Raw genomic sequence first — 22733 nt, 5'->3', positions numbered from 1 at the left:
AAATTGCCGCCGACAGGTTTTGCAGAGGTAATTTTGTTTACCTCTTTGCTTGCCGTTCTTACTGATGTCAGTTGAGCCACATTCGGGACATTGCATCGGTTTCACCCTGATTTCATATTCCCATTATGCAACGCCAAATTTCCTTGGCAATCTAAGTATTTGCTATCACTTGCAGTGGTGGTACCCTGCAAATCGAGGCAGAAGCTCACCCCAAAGCGATTTAGTTATCGCTGACTATTCCTTACTCAAAGTGTGTGCCAGGGAAACGGTTATGGATCCACTGCCGCCAACCTGTTCTACAAATTGCTTTTACCCACCTGGCACATCTGGCAGGGCTAATGGTTTGCGAAACTCCCGAAGCAACCATTCCCTTATTGACCGACGACAGGACAAAACTGAGTGCGTCTCAGTATATTTTGTGGGTTCATCAGGAGGGGCAAGGTTTACCCAAAGGAATTCGTGCCAGTGTAAGCTTATTGACCACTTCTGACCAATTACGGGAAGCGGCAGGGATGGTCACTCAAGGAAACTTGTGGGGAATATCCCAATCCAATGAAAAACCCCCACCCCTTTCAGAGCGGGAGTTAGAGATTATAACGCTTCTGTCACAGGGACTATAGATCGCGACATTGCCAATAACCTCATCATCAGCGAAAGCACTGTCAAGTTTCATATCAACAATGTGGTGACAAAACTGAAAGTACGCAACCGCTATCAGGCGCTTTATCAAGCCATCACTAATGGGTGGATTCGCTGAATGAAGAGAGTGGAGATATCTGAAGCGATCGCCCCTGTTCATTCAATTAAACTTTACTTCAATAACCTGGTCACCCGCACATCGTATTCAGTGCATTTAGGGTGCTCATTTCTAGCCAGATAACGTGCCGTGTGGTTAGCAATTTTTCTAGATTCTGCATCGATTTCGTATCGGGTTGTCTCGCAGTGAGATGCAGCGTTTGCCTGCTCAAGATACTCTTTGATATCGACAAACACCTCGTATGTATGAACCATTTCGGACCTCCTCGTGCATTATGCAAACGATTGGGATTTGGGATCAGTATAGGAACTTGCCCAGAGGTTCGGCTCCAACAAACACAATTCTTTAACTGTCGTTAACTAAATTAGAAATTAACCTTAAAGCTTATTTGAAACTTTCTTGCATCTGGTGCTGGGCTTTGGCCGTTAAAGGGTGGAAACGGCGTTCCAATTTATCCCGCTACTCAGCCACACCTCAGGCTAGCACGCTGTCAAATTAAATTTGACAGGTAGCGAATACTCAAGAAGTTAATGATGGCTAAATTTTGAGGGTCTACGACCCATCAAAATTTTCCTGATGGAACGCTAGGGTTCTTTGATTTGCGATCGCAATTGTTCCAACTCTCGATCCATCTCAGGGGTTGCTTCGCTGGCAGGCAATTGGGCAGTAGATTGAGAACCTCCCAATACCTGACTTTTCATAGCTGCCAGTTCAGCTTCCACCTCATCCGCTTCTCCCAACGCCACAATCCGCTTCTCCAGGTCATCCATACCCAGTTCAGCAACCGCTTCCGCCTGTGCCTCCATCTGTAACACCCTTTCTTCCATGCGCTCAAATGCCTCTAGAGCGCTACCCGTTCCAACCCGCCCCATCATGTCGTTAATTTGCTGGGAGGCTTTGGCAGAACGGGCACGGGCAACATAAAGGTCTTTCTTAGTCTTGGCTTCAGAGATCTTACTTTCCAGCTTCATCATGTTCTGCTTCAACTGGGTCACAATTCCAGACTGCTGCTGAATTTGAGCCTGCATCACCTCCGCTGTTTCCTGGTAAGATTTGCGCCGTGTCAGGGCTTCTCGCGCCAAGTGTTCATCACCTTTCTGTAAGGCAAGCTGAGCACGTCGATACCACTCGTCAGCAGTCGTTTGCGCTTGGGAACATTGCCGTTCAGTGCGTTTCTGAGTCGCGATCGCCTGAGCCACTGCCTGCCGTAGCTGGATCAGTTCCTCCTGCATATCCAGAACCGCCTGTTCCAAAATCTTTTCAGGGTCTTCGACCTTACTCACCAGGCTGTTAAGATTGGCGCGAATCACCCGAAAGATTCGGTCAAAAAATCCCATGACACTCTCCTGGCTCAGTAATTTTGAGTTTTGAGTTTTGGATATTAAGGTTTAAATCTTGAATTTTAAGTACAGCTCTGAAAATACTTCATGAAGCCATTCAAAACTCAAAACTTTTAACCCATAACTTTTTCTCAATACTACCGTACCTTCCCCTCTCTGCTCAGGGCTTATACACTTCGGCAGAAATTCCCTGATTGCGAAGTTCCTGTACCTGTCGTTGCGCATCTGTTTCACTGGAGTATGCCCCCGTTTGGATCCGGGCACCATCGGGAAAGTTGCGCAGGTAGGCATCTGGCACCGACTCTTTGACCGTCTCCAGGGTGCGATCGCTGTCATAGGGAATCACAACTTTGTAGTCATAGGAACCCGATGCACTGGTGCGGGTTTCAGGGCTAGCAGCGGCAGCCGGAGAGGGCGACTTCACCACAGGCGGACTGTAAGAGTTGGTTGTGGGAGGCGAGGGGGTGTTTACCCTTGACGGAGTAGAACGGGAAGGTGATGCATAGCTCCGAGCTGGTTGAGGTGGGTCATAGGTTCTGACTGATGGAGCAGGTTGGCTACGAGCCACCGGAGCAGGTTCTGGCTGGGAAGTCAGAGGCGCTGACCGAGATCCTGAGTAACTTCCAGCCGTGTTTGGGGCAGTTGCCGAAGCCGTTGGATTACCCGACATGCCAGAAGATGGGGTGGCGATGGTTGGGCGACCGGGGACGGTCGGGGACGGCGAGGTTGGTGTGGTTGGCAAGTTAGACCGCTTTACGGGGGCTGAATCTGTCTTCAAGGTTCCCAGCGTATCCAGATTCAGGTCTTTAAATTCCTTATTTGCCAGGTTTGGTTGGGGGCTGATGCCTTCAGTTTGAGCAGCTTGCCCCTTGGGAGTTCCATCTTGATTGGTATTGGGGGACGCGAACAGCCGTCCGAGGCTAGACGGGTTCATCACCAAATAGCCAAACATGGCACTAGAAAGCAAGAGCAACAGCATAGAACCCATGCCGAGGGGAGTGAGTAAACTTTGGACAAAACCCCGTTCAGCCTGGACTGCTGCCTCTTCCTCCGCCAGACTCCTTAGAAGTTCCTCAGAAGATTCCAAATAGTCGTCCAACCCTTGGGGATTGAGGGGTTTGACGATCGCTTCAATTTGCTCCTGGGAAAGGGCTCTTTCTGGTTCAGAGCCAGGAAGGGCAGAACTTTCCTGATGCTGGGGGGATATCGCCAGGTCTGAGGAATGAGCAGCGGAAGCAATCGCTGGAGCTACAGCACCATACATCGGATCAGCAGAAACATCCCCATTGTTCTCGCTGACAGGAGTTTCCGTCGGGCTGGCTGTTTCCGCGGGATGAGTTCTGCCCCCTACCGCCGAAACTGAGATCAAATCCAGCGATCGATCAGGTGCATAGCGCCCAGTTCGGCGAGGAACCCGGTCAGGCATCGCCCTCATCCGACGGTATCGAGCCAATTCTTCCTCTAGTTGAATATCCAGATTTGCCAGAGCACTGCTGAGGACTGGATGCAGGGGCTGGGACTGAGAAACCTCGACGGGGGATTCTACCCTGGGATGTTGGCGCATAACGCAACTCCTTCTACCAATTTTCTATAAACCGCTTTTGTCATGAACTTTGGTGCCATGAAACTTATTTTTGCTAGAGAAGTTGATGCTTCATCCGGCAGACAGAGTAAACTCGGTGCAAGTTCACAAGAATAGTCATTCGCCGCCAGTTCATCAACCGTTAGATGCCTATCCTGTAGATACATAGCCGTCCAGTATCCCTGATTAGCGACAATTTGGGTAGGGAACCGAGCAAAGTTATACACTTTTTTACGCGAATCCGCACATCCGTTTGAAATATGAGCCTCAAATCGCTTCATTCTGTCCTGGGTAGTCTGGAAACCCAATATCAACCTAAAGAGCAGCGCCAGCTTCAACGGTTGCTCCAGTCTTGGGCTGAAGTGGTCGGTCCAGTTGTAGCAGCCCAGACTCAACCGATCTCGGTTCAGCGAGGCATTTTGCGGGTGGCAACCTCCAGTTCTGCCTGGGCGCAAAACTTAGTGTTTGAGCGTCAACGTATCTTGGACAAACTCAACACCAAATTGTCCCTATCCCTGACGGATGTTCGATTTTCGACCGCCCAGTGGCAAACCCCTGCCCTCCTTGCCGATTCTGGTTCTGAGCAGCAGACGCAACTATGGCAACAGCATCCCAGTCGAGTAGTCAAGCGGTTGACCTTGACCCCATCGAAAGCCCCGGAGCCAGTTGACTCTACCCAGGCGTTTCAGAACTGGGCAAAGGCGGTGCGATCGCGATCACAAGATCTACCCCTTTGTCCTCACTGTCAATGCCCGACCCCTCCAGGAGAATTGGAACGGTGGCAAGTCTGCGCCCTCTGTGCAGCAAAACACTGGTAGCAAAGGATTTAGAGAATGGTTGAAAAGGGTTCAGCGGTTAAAACCGCGACTACGCGAACAAAGTCCGCCTATGCGGACTAAGGCAAATGAGGAGTTTCCCTAACCTGCGGAGGCGGGTTTTGTCCGTATAGCCGCGACTTCGCCAAGGCGACAGAGCAATTAGCAGGTACCTGTCGTACCTCTAAATCTGAAAATGACTAATTTTCAACTCACCTTTAAATCTACGGTACCTCTTAGTAGATTTTCTACTTTTTGGGATTTACGTAGGATAACGGATGACATAGCTGGCTTTTAGTTTTAGCTGATCCCCACCGGATTCTAGAAGAAACTTAAGCGGTTATTGAGCAAAATCAGCGATCCCCTCTACGATTGTTGCTCTTCTTATCCCAAAAGTGAAAAAAATCTAAACTCCTATTTTTGGGTGCGATCGCTCAATCACAAGGGGGATCGCTACTACAGGCTTTTCCCGGTTCATTGCCGGAAATTAACGTCACTCAGAATTGAATTAATCACTTTTCAACACAACTTTTTTATGAAATCATCCGCTTCTTCCGCTCCCGCCTGTCGGCACTGTCGTCACTATCTGCCAGAAGGGCGGCGAGGGGGGCACTGTCAACAACTTAATGTTGCAGTTCAAAGCGGTTGGAAGGCATGCTCTTTAGCGATCCCACCTTTTGCACCTTCCTGGGAAAATCTGGAGCAAATTATGCGCTGGCAGGAGCGTAGCTTAGCTGTTCAGGAAGTGGTGGTTGCCAGTTATCCTCCTCTTAATCAAGCTAGTCAGGAGCAAGCTGTTGCTTCAGAGGCAACTCCCACACCTGCTGCTGTTAGACCGGTTGTAGGGATTCGTGCCCTCTGGAGTTGTTAATGGGTTCCCTAGGGTGCTCCCATTGGGATCATCGCATTTTCCGGTAAATAACTGCGGTAACGTCCACCATCGGAGAGTACCAGCACCAGTTGTAATGCCCAGTCGGGTTCTATGGTTAAATCTGCCCAAGGAACTGCCAGTTCCAGGCAGGCATTTAACTCGACCTGGGCGCGACTGGCGCGAGAATGCCAACGCCAGGACTCGCCTGCCTCCTGAAACCAGAGGGTGCCAGTCATCAAGTTGATTCCCAGGTGGTGATGATACAGGAAGTTTAATGGCGGCTCATTCGGAAGGTCTACCAAGGGAATGGGGCTATTGTGCATGGTCTGGTCGGGATAGAACCAGAGCAAGTTGAGTTCGGGTGGCACATCAGTTCCCGGTTTCACCCCAGCCCGAAAGTCCAACCGCAAGTAGAAGTTGAGGTGGTCTACGCCATACCAGAGGCGCTGGATAGCGCTGGCGCGGTGCATTGTGCCACGCGATCCACCGACTTCGATCCGACCGGCTTTATCCCAATCCTGCTCATCTCCGTAGCCATCCACTAAAGGGTGGATAAAGCTTTGGGGGGAGCGATCGCCCTGTAACCCATGCAGCTCAATCGGAAAGGTCACCTCTGGCGGGACAGGTTCATTCAAAGACTGGTAAATCGCTGCCAGATGTTCTCGGAAAAGCTGGTCGAAGATAGCATCCTGATTAGAAGAGTGCCCCTCCCCAAACCACCAGAACCAGTCCGAACCTTCGGCGGCGTAAAGAGCCTCCCAAACTTCCGGGTTAACCTCTTCGGTGGCTTCCGGGTGATTTGCCAGTACCTGCCGCGCTTCTGTCAACAGATCCCAGGCGCGGTTTTTTGCCGGGTCCCCAATCCATGTGGTAAAGCTGCCGTCTACCCAGGAACCACTGTGCAGTTGTTCAGCGGGAATCGTTGCCGTGGGGGGAAACTGATCCAGGAATTCGGAAACCGTAACTAACTGAATATCCGGATCCTCGCTGAGGATGTGATAGAGCGATTCTAGAAAAGGTTTGCCGTCCTGGGGATAAAACTCCCAGCAGTTCTCGCCATCCAGGGCAATGGTGACCAGCCAGGGGGCTTCTAAGGTCGTGCTACCCTCCTCCTGGTGTGCCTTAAGCGAGCGGGCGATCGCCTCTAGATGCCCGACTAAATCAGTAGCGGCTTTCTTCGGCTCCATTGTGCCGTAGGTAAAGCCAATCAGGTCTGACAAGCGGTGATCTCGGAAAACGATCGCTAGATCACCCGCAGGGGTTTCCAGCCTATAGGGACGGTAGAGCAACCGGGGATCTTCAATATTGCCGGATGCATCCCGATGGAAGAAGTGTTTCAGCGTCCAGCCTAAAACCGCTTCATCGGAGCAAATCCACTGAAAACCTTGCTGACTAATGTAGGGCAGAATCTTTGGGCTGACAGACTGTTCGGAGGGCCACAGTCCACGGGGGGAGGTTCCAAATCTTTCCTGGTAGAGATTCCAGGCTTTACGCAGGTGGCGGGGAATGTCTTCTGCCCACTGGAAGCGATGGTGAGGTAATGCCAGGTCAGGAATGGCAACCCGTCCTGAGTGTGTGTCTGCTAGCAAGGGCAGGATGGGATGGGTATACGGTGAGGTAATCACCTCCAGTTGCCCGGTTTCCTGCATCTGGCGGTGCTGGGGCACGATACGGCGGAGAATCTCTCGCTGCTTGGAATAGATGCGCTGGCGATCGCCCAGGCTAAATCCCCGGTCCTTTTCTAACCACTGAGCAATATCTGGATCATCCCAGAATAAAGGATCGAACCAGGCGAGGTTATGCCAAGTCAGCAAATCGCTATAGTCTTGCAACCCCCAGTTGTCCAGGCACCAGTCCTTTCCCTTATCCTGCCGATGCTGATAAAGCTCGGCATAGCGCGGATGGGGATCGATGAGAGTACGGTGATTACCATCAAAGAAATGATCGACAATAAACGCCTTTTGCTCCTGGGAAAGTTGCTCCTCTGGCAACAATGCCACGGTCAGGTAAGGATCAAATGCCGTTCCAGCAATGTAATCTTCAATCTGAAGGATCAAGGATGGAACGAGGTTAACTGTCTGGTGTAGTTTTGGAAACTGTTCCAGAATTAACACCAGATCCAGGTAATCTTTAGTGCCGTGTAACCGTACCCAGGGCAAATGGTAGTGCCCCTCAGGGGAACCGGCTTGTACAGCCCGACTTTTGTAAAGTGGCTGGTGCTGGTGCCAGATGAAGGCAACGTATAAAGGATGGGGCATGGAGATGAAGAATAAAAGATGGTGGATGAAGGATGAAGCGGGAATGAATAACCCCGTCCCTCATCCTTTCTTACATCACTTGCTCAACTTCAGCAATTTCGGGAATAAATTCGCGCAAGCGGCGCTCGATCCCCATTCTCAGGGTCATGGTGGAGCTAGGGCAAGAACCACAGGCTCCCTGGAGCCGCAATTTGACAATGGGCCCGTCGATTTCAACCAATTCGACATTTCCACCATCTGCTATTAGGTAAGGACGCATCTCATCCAACACCGTTTCAACATTTTCATTAGTCAGAGCTAACGTTTGAGACATAGTTCTCCTTCAGGATTCAGATTTCCTTTACGTTAATGATCCTAGCGGGAAACGTTAGAAGTTAGGTAATCAAGCTGGAAGTGGAAAGGTCATCGTTCAAAAAATTGGTAGCCAACTGGGACACAGCGGTGCCATGCCCCTGGTTTGGCATCAAAAGCCTATTCAAAAATCCTTAACCGTCGAATCTTAGAACTAAAACCCAAGAAGTTTTTGGACAGGCTTTAAACAGCAACAGGCTGCAACAAAGCTACGTTGGAAAAGGAAAATTCGGTGGTGGTTGGGTTGCCCTCCTCGGCGGTTTTAATGACTCGGCGAGTCATAATCCAGTAACCATCAATCTGCTCGTAGCTGTCTTCAAATTCCTGACGAGATCCCTTGGGTTCGCCGGTCTTGGCATCGTGGTAGACCGAGTCATAAGTGTGGGAGAGGTAACCCGCACCGGTATCGATCGCGCTAAAGGTGTTGATCGTAACGAAGACTCCATGAATCAAGCGATGAACCAGACAAACTTCGTTGTTCCGAACCTTGTAGCGATCGCCCTCTGCCTTACCACCTACCAGAAGTTCAACAGCACCTGTTTTATCGGTTTCACCATATTCAAAGGTATTTTTACCGTGGGTTTCCTCAAAGGGACGGCGAACTCGGTGAACCGCAATTTCCCAAACCTGACCATGAATAGCTTTTTTAGCTTCCTCGTCAGCCACATCCATGACATCAAAGCTCAGATCCGCGTTAATCCGAATCTTGCCGGTATAGACCTGATCGCCTGTCTTTAGCTGAACATTTGTGGTGTAGCCCGGAAAGTTTTTGTCCCAGGTGTAGCGATTTTCGTAAGCAGCCCGAAATAAATCGCGAGCAGACAGTTTTGCTGTCATGAAACTCTCCTTGTTGATAGTCTTCTCTAGTGTAGGACGATCAGGAGTGAGGGGTGAGGGGTGAGGAGTTAATCGTCAGGTTTAGACCTCGGAGGTTTTCAAAACCTCCGAGGTCTGGGGCTTTGAGTTTAGTTGGACAATATCTTGTGATTGACAAACCTGCCAAATCCTGACCTCTTAAATTAGCCTATCCCCTACCCTCTATAATCTGGCTGTAGCATTTGTCAGACGGATGCCTTTTTCTTACCAACGGGTTGTTCGATTCCAGGATACGGATGCGGCAGGGGTGGTTTATTTTGCGAATGTACTGGGGATGTGCCATGAGGCGTATGAGGCATCGCTGATGGCAGCGGGAATTGACTTGAAACGGTTTTTTAAGGGAGAGATGGTGGCCATTCCGGTTGTCCATGCTAGCGTGAATTTCTTTCGTCCGCTGCATTGTGGCGATCGCCTGGAAATTTGCCTGACTCCCCGGCTGTTGAGTGAGAACGAGTTTGAGATTGGATTTGAAGTGTTCCTGGAAGAACGAAGGGAGAAAGCAGCCAGTAAAGCTGAGACGCGCCATGTTTGCATTGTTCCGGGCAGTCGTTCCCGAACGGCACTACCCGATTCCATCAGGAATTGGCTTCTTGGTTTGTCATCCAGTCCTTAACGATCTGCTCTACCTGGGGGCGATTCAGTTTGCCCTGGGCATTGCGCGGCAACTGATCAACAGCAAGCCAGTGTTTCGGTTGCTTGAACTTACTCAGGCGGTCTGTCACAGCAGTTTGGAGGTTTTCTGAGGAAACCTTTGGGCTGGATGGGATATAGAGGGCAGTCACTATCTGGCCCCAGTGGCGATCGCTCACTCCAATGACACAGACATCCTGGACTAACCCCGTCGCCCGAATCACGGTTTCTACTTCTGCTGGAAATACATTTTCCCCACCCGTAATAATCTTGTCGCTGCTCCGTCCCACGACATGGAGGTATCCCTGCTGGTCTAAAAAGCCCAGATCGTCTGTGGACAGTTCTATTTTTTGGGTGAGGGGTGGGGTGAGGGGGTAATATCCCAGAGCTAGGGATCTGGCACGAATGGTGATGATCCCGGCTCCGGGGTAATCCAGGGGTTGACCAGTCGCGGTGCGAATTCTGATTTGGGCATGGGGCAACACCTGACCACAACTGGAGTGTCCCTGGAGAAACTCTTCGGGTTTTAGTGTGGCAACCTGAGCCGCTGTTTCGGTCATGCCGTAGGTGGGAGCCAGCCGAATCTGATGGGTTCTTGCCGTTTCCAATAGCTCAGACCAGCAAGGCGCTCCCCCCAACAGAACGGTCTGGAACCGGGATAGCCAGGGAATCAACGCTGGTTGGTTCAGTAATCGCTGAAGCTGAGTTGGCACCAGGGACAGGAAAAAAGACTCTGGAGCAATATCAATCAGTTCTCTAGCCTCAACGGTCTTAAACGGCAAAATCACCAGCCTCCCCCCTGACGTAAAGGAGCGGAGAAATTGCATCAAACCACTGACATGGTAAAGGGGCAAAACACAGAAGGAATTCACCTGCTCCACGCCAAAATACTGCTGGAATCCAGCGATCGCTGCCATCAAAGTTTCCCAGGTGTGGATCGCAAACCGGAGCTTACCGGAAGATCCACCAGTGGGGATCATAATCAGGGGGAATGGGGAATGGGGAATGGGGAATGAAATTTCTCTGCCCCTCTGCTCCTCTGCCCCTCTACTCCCCAGACCAAATCAGGCTGCACCATGCCGATCACTTGCTGCCACTCTCCAGCAGACCAGTCGGGATTACAGAGGAAAACAGGCGCGTTCCTCACACAGGCGGCGATGAAGCCAGCAACGAAGCTGACTGGATCTCGCTCAGCTAGAAGAATTTTGGGTGGGCTGTCCCAGGTCGATAACTGTTGAAGCCGTTGCTGGATGCGATCAATCAATGCCTGATGACTGTGACCAAATAGCCAGTCCTGGGTTAACCGCTGATTAAAGTAGTCTAGGTCTAGAACCGTTCTCATCTGCATCTCCTAACCCCCGCACCCTATATGCCCGTCAATCGAGCGTAGCTACAGAGCCATTCCCATAACTCCTCCTCCTCTAGCCTCTGAAAAAGGTCATTTTCAGGGAACCAGTGATCTAAACCAAAGCCGATCGCCCGCTGTTTCAGCATCAGGTCTGCTGCCAGATGAAGCACTGCCTGTTGCCCGATCGCCGTTTCAAATACGGAAGAAACGACCACATCAATGCCTGTTTCCTGACAGAACTGGCGCAGACGGGCGGGAGAACCTGCGATCGCGGGCTTAATCACAAACACCCCCCGCCATCCTTTCTGATAGCAAGCTTGTAGTTGGGTCAGGTTGGCAACCGACTCATCCAGAGCGATCGCCGTCCTGAATTGCTGACTGAGGGCTTGCATTGCCTCAAAGTGTTCTGGCGCTAACGGCTGTTCCAGGTATTCTACGCCTGGAGCATCGGGTGGCAAGTCATCACAGGCTTGTAACCAGAGTAGGGCTTCGTCATAGCTCAATGCACCATTGGCATCCAGACGCAAATAGGCAGATGAGGGAAGAATCTGGATCAGTTGGTGAAAGATCTCCAGTTCTTGGGCGATCGCGTCTACGCCAATTTTCCACTTAAACGTTCGCCCTCCTGCCTTCCATAGAGGTTCCCAGGCACTTAAAGACTGAACTCCAGCAGGCAGCAGTTGGCTACAGGAAAAAAACTTCAATGGCTGGCTGACTGACAGTTGCAAAGCAGACTCAAACCCAAACTGACAAGCCGGTAACTCCTCTGGAATGGAGCGAATCATTTCGTCTGTCATTTGAGCGGGTAGCTGCCGACAAAACTTCAGTGCCTCCTCCAAAGTTTCAGAACCAAACCAGGGAACCGGGGCAATCTCCCCCAAGCGCACCTCCCCAGAATGATTAATCAGCCGTAAAATAATCCCTTCGCGCCTCTGCCAAACCCCGTGAGCCGTCTTCAGCGGTTGCCGAAACGGACGAGCATAAACCCCAAACTCAAACCCCCACCCCTTCACCCTTCACTCTCAACTCTTCACTCTCAACTCTTCACTCTCAACTCTCAACTCTTCACCTCCACTCCCCCCTTTAACAACTAACAACCAACCACCAACAACTCCCCATCTCACCCCGCCAGCACAAACCCCGCCCCCAGCAACAGCCCGCTCCAGAAGTGAAGCGAAACCGCAATAAACCGGCAGTAGATCAGCTTTTCCGGTTGAGTGTAGTGGGAACCAATAAAGCGACACAGCTTGAAGGCGTAGAGCAAACTGGCAAACACTAACAGGCTCCAGATTGGGAAAATCCCCAGAACTATGAATAGAAGGGTGAATCCGTAGATGCTGCCAGTAATCCAGGGTAGAAGTTGGGCGGCTCGTTGACTGCCCAAACGAACAATGGGAGATTTCTTGCCAACGGCGGCATCTTCATGAATCTGGTTGAAGTGAGAACAGAACAGGATCAGACTGGTGGCAATGCCAACCACCACGGATGCTGCAAAGTTAGTGACAGACCAGGATTGGGTCTGACTATAGTAGGCGGCAGCAAATGCCAGGGGACCAAAGGCAAAAAAGCAGAGAATTTCCCCTGCCCCGTGATAGCCAAGACGAAACGGTGGTCCCTGGTAAACATAGCCGATCGCACAGCAGACCAAAATTAACCCGATTACAGTCAAATCTTGCTGCCAGAAAGCGATCGCCCCAATTCCCAGCAAACCCAGAGCTAAACAGACATTGCTTAGCCAGAAGATGAATGACTTATTGCCCGTCAGGTTAACTAGCGAGTTGGCTTTGTTGACATCTACACCAGTTTCTGAATCAAACACATCATTACTCAGGTTTTCCCAGGCGAGGATAAGGATGGCAGCGGCAAGAAAAGTGAGAAAGATTCTCAGATCAAAGGTTTGGGTTTCGGCAAAGGCGACCGCGCTGCCTACCGCAATCGGCATAATAGCGACGCTATACATGGGTGGCTTGATGGCTGCCAGCCAAAGCTTGCGGTCTGGACGGGAACCTGTATTCTCAAGGGTTTTGGTGGTCATGGGGGGACACGGCTCAAAAGGCTAGAGCCTTGTTTCAAAACAGCTTTATTATTCTACGGCTCTGGGGGTTCCAGCTTTTTGATCGTTGTCCCAGACTTCAAACTTCGCAACACAATAGCCCCCGCAAGATTGACTGGCTGTAAACCTCTCGTCATGGGCGATCGCAGAACTATACTGGTTTATACAGTTCCATTGCTTCTGTTACATGCCAGTTACACCGTACTGCAAGAATCTGTTTCAAAGCCGTAAGGATCTGCACCAATTTCTTTCAGCTTGCCAACAAGAATCGCTCGAAAAAGATCATCCCAAAATCATTAGCATATCCCTGGAAATTGAGCCTGTCGATCCACTCATTGTCTTTGACCAAATCGCCCAACCTGATCAGCTAAACTTTTACATCGAAAAGCGAGATTTAAATCGAAATACCTATTCTGATGACCCAAATTTATGCTCTAAAAGTATTAGTGGGATTGCGGCGATCGGCTCGGCAATTCACCTTCAGGTAGGGGGTTCTAACCGTTTTCAAGCTGCAAAAGACTTCATTCAATCAGTTCTTTCAGATACGATGATCGTTGGGGATTCCCATTTGCCACTGGCAGGCCCCCATTTTTTCTGTGGATTCACTTTTTTTGACAATAATTTTGACTCCGACTTTCTCTTTCCAGCCGCAACCGTCTTTCTACCGAAATGGCAAATCACCTATCGAGAAAACGGCTGTACCGTGGTGGCAAATCTGGCAATTCATTCGGAGATTCACCTGGAATCAACAACCGATGATTTGTGGAAAACCTTACAAACGATCCGTTCAACCCACTATCAGTTGCTCAGCCCCAATCTGAACCATCAGAAACTGCTGAAGAGGCGAGATGTGGCAGATACCCACCACTTTCAGCAGGCAGTACTGTCAGCGCTGGAATCCATCCAGACTCAGGTGTTTAACAAAGTGGTCCTTGCCCATGCGGTTGATATTATTTCGCCCCTCCCCTTTCATCTGGTTCAGTCCCTTAACAATCTGCGTCACCTTCATCCTGATTGCTACCTGTTTGCTATCAGCAACGGAAAGGGACAGCATTTTATGGGTGCCAGCCCAGAGCGGTTAATTAGTCTTCGTAACCGCCAATTAGTTACCGATGCGCTGGCAGGCTCTGCTCCACGCGGTAAAACAACCTGCGAAGATGCGTTTCTGGCAAATAGCCTGCTCAATAGTGCGAAGGAAATGCACGAGCATCAGGTAGTTCTTGAGTTCATTACCCGGCAACTTTGTCAGCTAGGGCTAACACCCCAGCCTTCACCGCTGCGGCTCCTCCAACTGTCTAATATTCAGCATTTGCAAACGCCGATTCAGGCACGGGTGCCTGCGGCAATTCACCTGCTGGATGCGGTTGCAGAGCTTCACCCGACTCCGGCTGTGGCAGGGGTGCCAAGAGATATTGCCTGTGAGCATATTCGTCGGTACGAGGCATTTGAGCGATCGCTCTATGCTGCCCCCATCGGCTGGGTCGATCATCAAGGCAATGGTGAGTTTGCTGTCGGCATCCGCTCTGCTTTAATTGATGGTTGCCATGCCCGCCTCTATGCTGGAGCTGGAATCGTCGCCGGTTCAGCCCCAGAACGAGAACTGGCAGAAGTTCAACTTAAGCTTCAGGCGCTTTTAGCTGCGCTGGTTTAGTGACAGATTCATGCCGATTGATTTCAGAAATACTAACCTGGTTTGGACTTCGATTCTGACAGAAACCCTGCACCGGCTAGGGTTGACCACTGCTATTATTTGTCCCGGATCGCGGTCTGCACCGTTGGCGATCGCATTTGCCAACCATCCCCAGATCGAAGCCATTCCAGTTTTGGATGAGCGTTCTGCCGCTTTTTTTGCGCTCGGTATTGCTCGCCAGAGCAAGCTTCCCGTGGTTTTAGTCTGCACCTCTGGTACCGCTGGGGCAAACTTTTATCCTGCCATTATCGAAGCCAGGGAAAGTCGTGTCCCCCTGCTAGTATTGACCGCTGATCGCCCGCCGGAACTGAGAGACTGTAATGCTGGACAGGCGATCGACCAGCAAAAGCTTTACGGCAGCTACCCGAACTGGCAAACCGAACTAGCACTGCCATCTCTAGCCATGTCCATGCTTGGTTATCTCAGGCAAACCACCATTCACGCCTGGGAACGAACCCTTTATCCAACAGCGGGTCCCGTTCATCTCAATTTTCCCTTCCGCGATCCCCTTGCCCCCCTGCCTCAACCAGAAGCCCAATCTTTTTCAGAGACGTTTGATGCGGATAGTTTTTTTGCCCCGGTTGCCTCCCTCCCTACCCTGTTTCCGTCTCTTCCCTTTTCTCCCTCCCCTCTCCCCCCGCTTTCTGCCTATGGCATTATTGTTGCCGGTCCTGCCCAGCCCAAATCTCCAGAGCGCTATTGTCGGGCGATCGCCTATTTGTCCCGTGCCCTTGGCTATCCCGTGCTAGCTGAAGGACTCTCTCCCCTGCGCAATTATGCCAACCTCAACCCCAATCTCATCTCTACCTATGATTTAATCCTGCGTAACTCCTCCCTGGCAGAAAAACTCAGCCCTGAACTGGTGATTCGGGTTGGCGAGATGCCCACCAGCAAACAGCTCCGTAACTGGTTAGAAGCCATCCAACCCCGTCAATGGGTAATTGACCCTGATGGGCGGAACCTCGATCCTCTGCACGGTCAAACGATCCATTTGCACGTATCGGTTGAAGCATTTGCCAAGCTCATCCCAAAACTTCCCACGCCCTCCGACGCCTACCTCAATCTGTGGCGTACCGCTGAGGCTCAATCCCGGCGAATGCTCGACCAGACCATGATGGAATCCGAGTTCCTGTTTGAGTGTAAGGTTGCCTGGTTGCTCTCTAAAGTCCTGCCATCGGGAACCCCCCTCTTCGTCAGCAGCAGTATGCCTGTACGAGATGTGGAATTTTTCTGGGCACCCGGAAATTCTAGAGTTAAACCCATTTTTAACCGGGGCGTAAACGGTATTGACGGAAGTCTGTCTACCGCTTTAGGCATTGCCCACCGTCAGCAAAGCAGTGTCATGTTGACCGGTGACCTGGCACTCCTGCATGACACCAACGGCTTTTTACTCAAACCTCAGTTCTCTGGACACCTGACCATTGTGCTGATCGACAATAATGGCGGCGGAATTTTTGAGATGTTGCCGATTTCCCAATTTGATCCACCGTTCGAAGCCTTCTTTGCCACTCCCCAATCCATCAATTTTGCCCAACTCTGCACCACCTACGGGGTAGAACACGAATTAATCACCAGTTGGCAACAGCTAGAGCGCCGCCTAACCCAGCTACCCCAAAGTGGAGTTCGCATCCTGGAAATTCGTACAGGACGAAAGGCAGATGCCCTTTGGCGGCAGAATAACTTAGAAGCATTTGCTGCCAATATCAGCTTTTGAGCGAAAAGTGAGATTAGTTGTCAGTTGTTGGGTGTCCAACAACCAACAACTAACAACCAACAACTACCCCCTTATCCCCTCCCATGCAAATCGACTGGCAACCTGTTAAAAGCTATGAAGACATCCTCTATCACAAAGCCGATGGAATCGCCAAAATCACCATCAACCGTCCCCATAAACGCAATGCCTTCCGACCCAAAACGGTATCTGAACTGTACGATGCATTCTCAAATGCCCGGGAAGATCCTCGGATTGGTGTCGTCCTACTCACGGGTGCAGGTCCCCACACAGACGGGAAGTATGCCTTCTGCGCAGGTGGAGACCAGAGCGTCAGGGGGCATGGCGGGTATATGGACGATGAGGGTGTTCCCCGATTGAATGTGTTGGACTTGCAGCGACTGATTCGCTCAATGCCTAAGGTTGTCATTGCGCTGGTGGCAGGATATGCCATTGGGGGAGGACATGTTCTTCATATTATTTGTGACCTGACGATCGCTGCTAACAACGCTATTTTTGGGCAGAGTGGTCCGAAGGTCGGCAGCTTTGATGGTGGGTTTGGTGCCAGCTACCTGGCACGAATTGTGGGGCAGAAGAAAGCACGAGAAATCTGGTACCTTTGCCGCCAGTACGATGCCCAGCAGGCGCTGGAAATGGGCTTGGTCAATTGCGTAGTTCCGATTGATCAGCTAGAGGCAGAGGGCGTCCAGTGGGCAAGGGAAATTTTGGAAAAAAGTCCGATCGCGATTCGTTGCCTTAAAGCGGCATTCAACGCCGACTGTGATGGGCAAGCTGGGTTACAAGAGCTGGCTGGCAATGCAACGCTACTGTATTACATGACGGAAGAAGGAGCCGAAGGAAAGCAAGCATTTCTAGAAAAACGTCCACCGGACTTTCGCCAGTATCCCTGGCTTCCTTGATCTCTCTAGCACAGCCTTAGCGCAGCCATTCCGTAAGGTTATTGCTAAAGGATTTGCCCATCCTACCCTTTGATTTCACCCACCTACTTCCAAGCTCTGGAACAATGAATTAAATAGCTAACTAAAAGGCTGATGAAATCTATCTCCTTCAGCCTTTGAAAGGCTTGCAAAACAGTGCTTGCCCTAAAAGTAAACTTTGGTTTCATAGGCTTGATTCTATTTTTAGGTTTGCTATTGTGGTAATTGAAGCTAACGAGCTTCCCTGGCAGATAAACAGCCAAGTCCACGTTAGTAAGAGGTAAAAAGAGCTGTTTCACGTAACATCTGTCTCGTTAAAATACGACGGCATCCAAATCGAAACTTGATATTTCCCTAGCTAGTAGAAAGGGAGCAATGAAACTGATTGGTTGATGGTTATTTGTAGGGTGTGCAATCAGTTCAACTCCATATACAATAGGCATAAGAAGGGAAATCGCTCGAGGAGTAGGGGCTTGGATGCTGTTGTAGTTTTAAACCTCATGAGGCAGAGCGCATCATGGCTATTATTGCCCTGAAAGCCTGGTATCTCCAGGAATATGAGCCGATTAAAGAATTAGAAAAACGACCCCATGACTTGCGCCTGAGTAAAAATAGTTTGCTGAAGTCAGGACTGAGGGCTGATTTTTTAGAGGACAGTGAAGATGTTAAACAATCAGTCTGGTTTCAGCGCTATTTAGAAGGGGAATTGGTTGAGTTTTATATTGAGGGGAGCGGTGGCTACGTCATTGCAAATATTGATTTACGCAGCCACGAAATTTATTTTTCAAAACAAGAAGTGTTGGCTAATTTAGAGCCAACCATTTTTCTGTGTTACCAGAGTGAATTTCCAGAGTCGAGCGAAATTTTGCGTGAAGAATTGCAAGGTTTGCTCGACAAGTTGAATTCAAAATCTCGTCTTCCGCTTACTTTAAAGGAATCTCACCGTCTGTCTGATGGTCCAACTCGGCTCAACAGCTCTTTGCTGCGAACGATTCGCCAGAGTCTTTTATTTATTGCTGATGGAACCGCGATCGCCCAGATCAGCAATTCCCCAACCCAACTCATCCCCAGCCCTAAGGTCTGTGTCGAAGTAGGCTATGCCCTCCAGTGCAAGCGCACCGAGCAGATTCTGCTGATGCAGATGGAGCGTTCAGACTTGCCCGGTTTTTTTCCCTTCGATCTGCCCAGCCAGAACCGCCTTGTATTTAGGGACAAAGCCCAATTACGTAAAAATCTTTCCGCTCTCGTTCAAACCCATTTGCAACGGTTTAGTTTGTTTTCCTGAGGGATTTGTTTTCCTGGAGGAAAAGCGGCAGGGCTTAGGGGCTAGGGGGTTAGGCTATTGACTCCTCTTCGTTGGAGATTGCCTCCAAAGATATTTTCAGCCTCTTCCTGGGAAAAGTGAGTTTATTCAGCTTGACTGAGTAGATAATTGTGAAGGTCATACAGGCAAGGGAAACGCGCTATGACAGAAAACATTAATCCAGCCCAAACTGGCGGTGCAACCAGCGGGGAACAGAGAAGAAGTAAGTACGCCCGCACACCGACTGAATATGCGGTGCATATCCTGATTCAGGGAGGGCATCGCGAGGAAGTTCGGTTCGCCACGATTCAAGAGTTTCAGAAGTGGTACAGCAGTGAGTTGGTGCCCAAGGCATCCTCCACTGATTTCATCACGGTGCCAATTAAGAACGTTCAGGGAGAGTATATGGTGCTGCGCCCTTCCAGCGTATTGGGGATCCGGGTAGAGCCTGTGTTTAGCTCCAGTGTCGAACGGTTTTAGTAGGCAAAGAGCAAGCCTGCCGGGGCTTAATTTAGGATGGGGAGCTAGATCTGAGGCGCTAGAATCCAAACAGATCTCTGGGAATTTTGAATCCGGAGTTCTAGCTTTTCTAGTGCCGATGATGCAGATGGGGAGGGATAAGTGATCGCTCAGGTGAACGGTCGATGGCTTTTCTGGGGTGTTGGAATGGTGCTCATGGCAGTCGCTTTGCCTGTTGTAGCCCAAACCAGAGCCGTGAATGGAGCGGTTGACCAGGTTCAGTGCCCAACTGCTTCAAAACCATTGGTTGCAGTTGAATTACCAGCTCAGCCTGGTCTGGATGAGCAAATTTGGGGTGGGGCGGGGCAACGGGGCGATCGCAAAGCATTGCTTGCCGCTGTTGACCATAGCCTGCGCTACCTCAGAACTGCCCGTGCAGCCGCAGATTACCGCAGATCTCCGGTTCCAAGGATTACCCGCCAGCGGGTTGAACGCAGTCTCCAGCGCTTCCGGCAATTGTTGCTCTACACGAGATCGCCTGCGGAGCTACAGGCATTCGTGGAACGAGAGTTTGTTTTCTACCAGGCTACAGGCAAGGATCGGCAGGGCACCGTTGGCTTTACAGGCTATTTTGAGCCGGTTTATACTGCCAGTCCCAAACCTACGAGTGAGTTTCGCTATCCGATCTACCGTCAACCGCGTGATTTTGCTGCCTGGTCCCAACCCCACCCAACGCGAGTGCAGTTGGAAGGCATGGACGGGTTACAGGCTGCACAAGGAAAATTACGGGGTCTGGAACTGGCATGGTTGCGCGATCGCCTGGAAGCCTACCTGATCCAGGTGCAGGGTTCTGCCCGTCTGCGCCTGACGGATGGTAGGACAATAACGGTTGGCTATGCTGGGCACACCCACTACCCCTACGTCAGCCTGGGCAAAGAACTGATCAATGCAGGCAAAATTGAGCAAGAAGCCCTCTCGCTGCCTGTGGTCATCCAGTACTTTCAGCAAAACCCAACAGACCTGGATACCTATTTGCCCAAAAATCAGCGGTTTGTGTTTTTCAAAGAGACGGGAGGGAAAAACGCCACGGGGAGTTTGGGGGTTCCGGTCACACCGGAGCGTTCGATCGCAACCGATAAATCTCTGTTTCCACCCGGTGCCCTGGCACTGATCCAGACTCAGATCCCCTATACCAATGAAACTGGACAGTTAGAGCCGCGACCAGTCAGCCGCTATGTGTTGGATCAAGATACTGGCGGGGCAATTAAGGGAGCGGGACGAGTGGATATTTTTATGGGAACCGGGAAATTAGCAGGCGATCGCGCAGGTTTAATCAACGCTCCGGGAACGCTCTACTATCTTCTGTTGAAATAATTCACAGCCGATGTTTTACTTCCATACGCTTGACTCTCAACGGCTCCCCCCGCATTCAATCCCCATCCCCCGGTACTACCTCCTTAAAAAAATTCGCCGTAAACTGACGATCGCCGCTTTAAGTTTTTACACTGGTACGAGAGTGGCTTATTAACCAGGCTTCTCCAAAATCTAAAATTCGCCATCTAAACTCCAAAACTAGCAGCACTCCACCTGCAACTGTTCATTTTGTAACCATTGAAAGGACGGAAACATGGGACTATTTGACCGCGTTAGCCGGGTAGTTAGAGCCAACCTGAACGATCTGGTCAGCAAGGCAGAAGACCCCGAAAAAATTCTCGATCAAACCCTGATCGACATGCAGGAGGATCTGGTACAAATGCGTCAGGCAGTTGCGAGTGCGATCGCCAGCCAGAAGCGCACCCAGCAACAGCTCAACCAGGCGCAGACCGAAGCGAGTAACTGGCAACAACGGGCACAGCTTGCCCTACAAAAAGGTGACGAAGCCCTGGCGCGGGAAGCTTTACTTCGGAAGAAAACCCATTCCGAGACGGGGGCTACCCTCAAAGCTCAACTAGATCAGCAAACCACAACGGTTGATGCCTTAAAGCGAAATCTGATTGGACTGGAAGGCAAGATTTCTGAAGCGAAAACCAAGAAAGATATGCTCAAAGCGCGGGCATCGGCAGCTAAAGCCAATGAGCAACTGCAAAGCACGGTTGGGCGGATGAGTACCGGCAGTTCTATGGCAGCCTTTGAGCGGATGGAAGAGAAGGTATTGCAGATGGAAGCCCGCTCTCAAGCCGCCGCAGAGCTTGCCGGAGCAGACCTGGAAAGTCAATTTGCCCTGCTGGAATCTGGCACCAATGTAGATGACGAGTTGGAAGCAATGAAAGCCCAGTTACTTGGCGGCGCATCCCCCGCTCAGGCTCAACTTCCTGGCACCGAAAATGCTGCTAGGTCCACCCCAACCAACCAAGAGTCCAGTAAAGCTGGTCCGGATGCGGCGGTTGATGATGAATTAGAAGCCCTGAAAACAAAGCTAGATCAGTTGTAGAAGAGGGGTTAGGTGGTAGGTTTTGGGTTTTAGGTGGTAGGGGAGGGGTAGGATTTGTTAGAGATGGGAAGGGAGTCAGGAGTCAGTGGTCAGTAGCCTTTTGCCATCATGGGTTGCCTCTCAACTCTCAACTTTCAACTCAAAACTTTCAACTTCTGACTTCCCCCTCCCCCTCCTCCTCTACCTCCTTTTCCCAACGTATTTGCCGAGTGGCAACAAAAAGCGTCAAAATGACTGAGGTGAGCATTTTGTTGCAGATCTGAGTTTGGGAACAGGTATGAATAGTGTGCAGGTGATTACTGATGCTGAGTTTGAAGCCGAAGTTCTGAAGGCAGACAAGCCCGTGTTGGCGTATTTTTGGGCAGCCTGGTGTGGTCCCTGTCGGTTAATGGCTCCGATTGTGGACGGTTTGGCAGCGGCACATGGAGATCGCATTAAGGTGGTCAAGCTAGAAGTAGACCCCAACCCTGAAGCCGTGAACCGCTATCAGGTGGAGGGAGTTCCTGCTTTAAGACTGTTTAACCAGGGAGAGGTGGTCGAATCCAGAGAGGGAGCTATCAGCAAGCAAAAGCTGGAAGCGATCGTCAGTCCATATTTGTAAACTGAGGCAGCAGGCTTTGCCAATGTTTCGCTACGCCCTACCCAGAACGGCAACCGAGGCTTTTCAAACATCCTCGGAGACAATTGAGCGATCAGTAGGTGGCACAATTTAGCTTGGCGAAATTTGCATTCAAGCTAAAAGCCGGTAAAGACTAAATGGCTAGTCTTTACCGGCTTTTCTGAATTCCCCAGGTAACGTGTAAAAGGGCAGACTAATTACAAAGATTTACCTGAACTTCCTATCTTGATTCCTTCCCCAAAAAAGTTTGGGATCTCATATTTTTGATTAATCTTCTGGACTAATCAGGCGAATCATGCTTCTTGTTGGGTTCTCCGTCAAAGGGCTGTACACCAGAAGTGTTGAATCCAGATATAAAACTTCATATTTCAGTGGACACTTCAATGGACAAGTGCCTCTGGGAGGAAATCATAGCTCAAGTGGACGATGGGGCAACCACGACTGAATTCTAATTGTAAATAGAGAAACTTATCCAACAATCGATGCCCATAAAAGGCCGGAATTGCCATCACCTCTAGAATCAAATAGGCAATCAGTACCACGTAGATTTGAATCCTCACTCCGTTTACGCTGTTACACATCAAGCGGGCGAGGTGGAGGGGAATTTTCAAGAACTTCGACAGCAGTTCCATCTACCAGCGGTGACGCGCGATGTCACCAAACACCTCCGTGCGACTCGGAGCTAACTTAGTCGACTCGCG

General features: G+C 50.5%; 25 protein-coding genes. 13 read left to right on the top strand and 12 right to left on the bottom strand.

The window, feature by feature from the left end; all coding sequences use genetic code 11:
- Positions 1-96, bottom strand: a 96-nt coding sequence (locus AC1S52_RS01335) for a transposase (protein WP_482027240.1), incomplete at its 3' end; no start/stop codon positions are given.
- 158 nt (positions 97-254) lie between these two features.
- Between AC1S52_RS01335 and AC1S52_RS01330 the strand changes: the two genes are divergently transcribed.
- On the top strand, positions 255-620 hold the full coding sequence (locus AC1S52_RS01330) for a hypothetical protein (protein ID WP_482027238.1): 366 nt from the start codon (positions 255-257) through the stop codon (positions 618-620).
- Positions 617-757 (top strand): LuxR C-terminal-related transcriptional regulator, encoded by a 141-nt coding sequence (locus tag AC1S52_RS01325; protein ID WP_482027239.1) that lies wholly within the window; start codon positions 617-619, stop codon positions 755-757. Before AC1S52_RS01330 ends, AC1S52_RS01325 begins: the two co-directional genes overlap by 4 nt.
- 53 nt (positions 758-810) lie before the next feature.
- Here the strand turns inward: AC1S52_RS01325 and AC1S52_RS01320 are convergent, their stop codons facing one another.
- The 3 genes from AC1S52_RS01320 to AC1S52_RS01310 all read right to left on the bottom strand — a co-directional run bounded on the left by AC1S52_RS01320 (position 811) and on the right by AC1S52_RS01310 (position 3661).
- Positions 811-1011: a hypothetical protein gene (locus AC1S52_RS01320; protein WP_482027237.1), complete on the bottom strand. Its 201-nt coding sequence runs from the start codon at positions 1009-1011 to the stop codon at positions 811-813.
- A gap of 330 nt (positions 1012-1341) precedes the next feature.
- The gene (locus AC1S52_RS01315) at positions 1342-2094 is read right to left on the bottom strand and encodes a PspA/IM30 family protein (protein WP_482027236.1); all 753 of its coding nucleotides are present in this window, start codon (positions 2092-2094) and stop codon (positions 1342-1344) included.
- 163 nt (positions 2095-2257) lie between these two features.
- Entirely contained in the window at positions 2258-3661 is a 1404-nt protein-coding gene (locus tag AC1S52_RS01310) for an SPOR domain-containing protein (RefSeq protein ID WP_482027235.1), read from the bottom strand.
- Positions 3662-3939: 278 nt separating this feature from the next.
- Here AC1S52_RS01310 and AC1S52_RS01305 point away from each other — a divergent pair, with 278 nt between their 5' ends.
- Both AC1S52_RS01305 and AC1S52_RS01300 read left to right on the top strand, forming a co-directional pair.
- Entirely contained in the window at positions 3940-4497 is a 558-nt protein-coding gene (locus AC1S52_RS01305) for a DciA family protein (RefSeq protein ID WP_482027234.1), read from the top strand.
- Between the two features lie 532 nt (positions 4498-5029).
- A complete protein-coding gene (locus tag AC1S52_RS01300; RefSeq protein WP_482027233.1) occupies positions 5030-5365 on the top strand; it encodes a hypothetical protein in 336 nt (111 codons plus the stop codon).
- 8 nt (positions 5366-5373) lie between these two features.
- Here AC1S52_RS01300 and AC1S52_RS01295 read toward each other — a convergent pair whose 3' ends face one another.
- From AC1S52_RS01295 to AC1S52_RS01285, 3 genes are all read right to left on the bottom strand, one after another.
- Positions 5374-7623 (bottom strand): glycoside hydrolase family 57 protein, encoded by a 2250-nt coding sequence (locus AC1S52_RS01295; RefSeq protein WP_482027232.1) that lies wholly within the window; start codon positions 7621-7623, stop codon positions 5374-5376.
- 70 nt (positions 7624-7693) lie between these two features.
- Positions 7694-7936 (bottom strand): NifU family protein, encoded by a 243-nt coding sequence (locus tag AC1S52_RS01290; RefSeq protein WP_482027231.1) that lies wholly within the window; start codon positions 7934-7936, stop codon positions 7694-7696.
- Between the two features lie 221 nt (positions 7937-8157).
- On the bottom strand, positions 8158-8811 hold the full coding sequence (locus tag AC1S52_RS01285; protein WP_482027230.1) for a DUF3386 domain-containing protein: 654 nt from the start codon (positions 8809-8811) through the stop codon (positions 8158-8160).
- A gap of 232 nt (positions 8812-9043) precedes the next feature.
- On the opposite strand from AC1S52_RS01285, the gene AC1S52_RS01280 reads away from it, so the two are divergent.
- On the top strand, positions 9044-9463 hold the full coding sequence (locus AC1S52_RS01280) for an acyl-CoA thioesterase (RefSeq protein WP_482027229.1): 420 nt from the start codon (positions 9044-9046) through the stop codon (positions 9461-9463).
- Here AC1S52_RS01280 and AC1S52_RS01275 read toward each other — a convergent pair.
- The 4 genes from AC1S52_RS01275 to menA form a co-directional block, all read right to left on the bottom strand.
- Positions 9426-10460, bottom strand: coding sequence for an AMP-binding protein (locus AC1S52_RS01275; protein ID WP_482027228.1), 1035 nt, complete (start codon positions 10458-10460; stop codon positions 9426-9428). The two genes, AC1S52_RS01280 and AC1S52_RS01275, sit on opposite strands and share 38 nt — an antisense overlap.
- Before the next feature lie 2 nt (positions 10461-10462).
- Entirely contained in the window at positions 10463-10822 is a 360-nt protein-coding gene (locus tag AC1S52_RS01270) for a hypothetical protein (protein ID WP_482027227.1), read from the bottom strand.
- A gap of 23 nt (positions 10823-10845) precedes the next feature.
- Positions 10846-11841, bottom strand: a complete 996-nt coding sequence (locus tag AC1S52_RS01265; RefSeq protein WP_482027226.1) for an o-succinylbenzoate synthase — start codon at positions 11839-11841, stop codon at positions 10846-10848.
- 107 nt (positions 11842-11948) lie between these two features.
- A complete protein-coding gene (gene menA / locus AC1S52_RS01260) occupies positions 11949-12863 on the bottom strand; it encodes a 2-carboxy-1,4-naphthoquinone phytyltransferase (RefSeq protein ID WP_482027225.1) in 915 nt (304 codons plus the stop codon).
- Between the two features lie 205 nt (positions 12864-13068).
- Between menA and AC1S52_RS01255 the strand changes: the two genes are divergently transcribed.
- The 8 genes from AC1S52_RS01255 to AC1S52_RS01220 all read left to right on the top strand — a co-directional run bounded on the left by AC1S52_RS01255 (position 13069) and on the right by AC1S52_RS01220 (position 22014).
- Positions 13069-14532 (top strand): isochorismate synthase, encoded by a 1464-nt coding sequence (locus tag AC1S52_RS01255; protein ID WP_482027224.1) that lies wholly within the window; start codon positions 13069-13071, stop codon positions 14530-14532.
- Between the two features lie 10 nt (positions 14533-14542).
- Complete coding sequence (menD, locus tag AC1S52_RS01250) at positions 14543-16285, top strand: 2-succinyl-5-enolpyruvyl-6-hydroxy-3-cyclohexene-1-carboxylic-acid synthase (protein ID WP_482027223.1); 1743 nt, start codon at positions 14543-14545, stop codon at positions 16283-16285.
- A gap of 83 nt (positions 16286-16368) precedes the next feature.
- A complete protein-coding gene (menB, locus tag AC1S52_RS01245) occupies positions 16369-17202 on the top strand; it encodes a 1,4-dihydroxy-2-naphthoyl-CoA synthase (protein ID WP_482027222.1) in 834 nt (277 codons plus the stop codon).
- Between the two features lie 535 nt (positions 17203-17737).
- Positions 17738-18505: a hypothetical protein gene (locus tag AC1S52_RS01240; protein WP_482027221.1), complete on the top strand. Its 768-nt coding sequence runs from the start codon at positions 17738-17740 to the stop codon at positions 18503-18505.
- A gap of 180 nt (positions 18506-18685) precedes the next feature.
- On the top strand, positions 18686-19003 hold the full coding sequence (locus AC1S52_RS01235; protein WP_482027220.1) for a hypothetical protein: 318 nt from the start codon (positions 18686-18688) through the stop codon (positions 19001-19003).
- 195 nt (positions 19004-19198) lie between these two features.
- Entirely contained in the window at positions 19199-20356 is a 1158-nt protein-coding gene (mltA, locus tag AC1S52_RS01230; protein ID WP_482027219.1) for a murein transglycosylase A, read from the top strand.
- Positions 20357-20609: 253 nt separating this feature from the next.
- The gene (locus AC1S52_RS01225) at positions 20610-21413 is read left to right on the top strand and encodes a PspA/IM30 family protein (RefSeq protein WP_482027218.1); all 804 of its coding nucleotides are present in this window, start codon (positions 20610-20612) and stop codon (positions 21411-21413) included.
- 277 nt (positions 21414-21690) lie between these two features.
- Positions 21691-22014 (top strand): thioredoxin family protein, encoded by a 324-nt coding sequence (locus AC1S52_RS01220; protein WP_482027217.1) that lies wholly within the window; start codon positions 21691-21693, stop codon positions 22012-22014.
- Between the two features lie 398 nt (positions 22015-22412).
- On the opposite strand, the gene AC1S52_RS01215 is transcribed toward AC1S52_RS01220, so the two are convergent.
- Positions 22413-22664, bottom strand: a complete 252-nt coding sequence (locus tag AC1S52_RS01215) for a hypothetical protein (protein WP_482027216.1) — start codon at positions 22662-22664, stop codon at positions 22413-22415.
- Between the last annotated feature and the right edge of the window lie 69 nt (positions 22665-22733).

The organism is Kovacikia sp. CALU 1929 (genome assembly GCF_056784235.1).
This window is presented reverse-complemented; position numbering and strand designations above follow the sequence as displayed.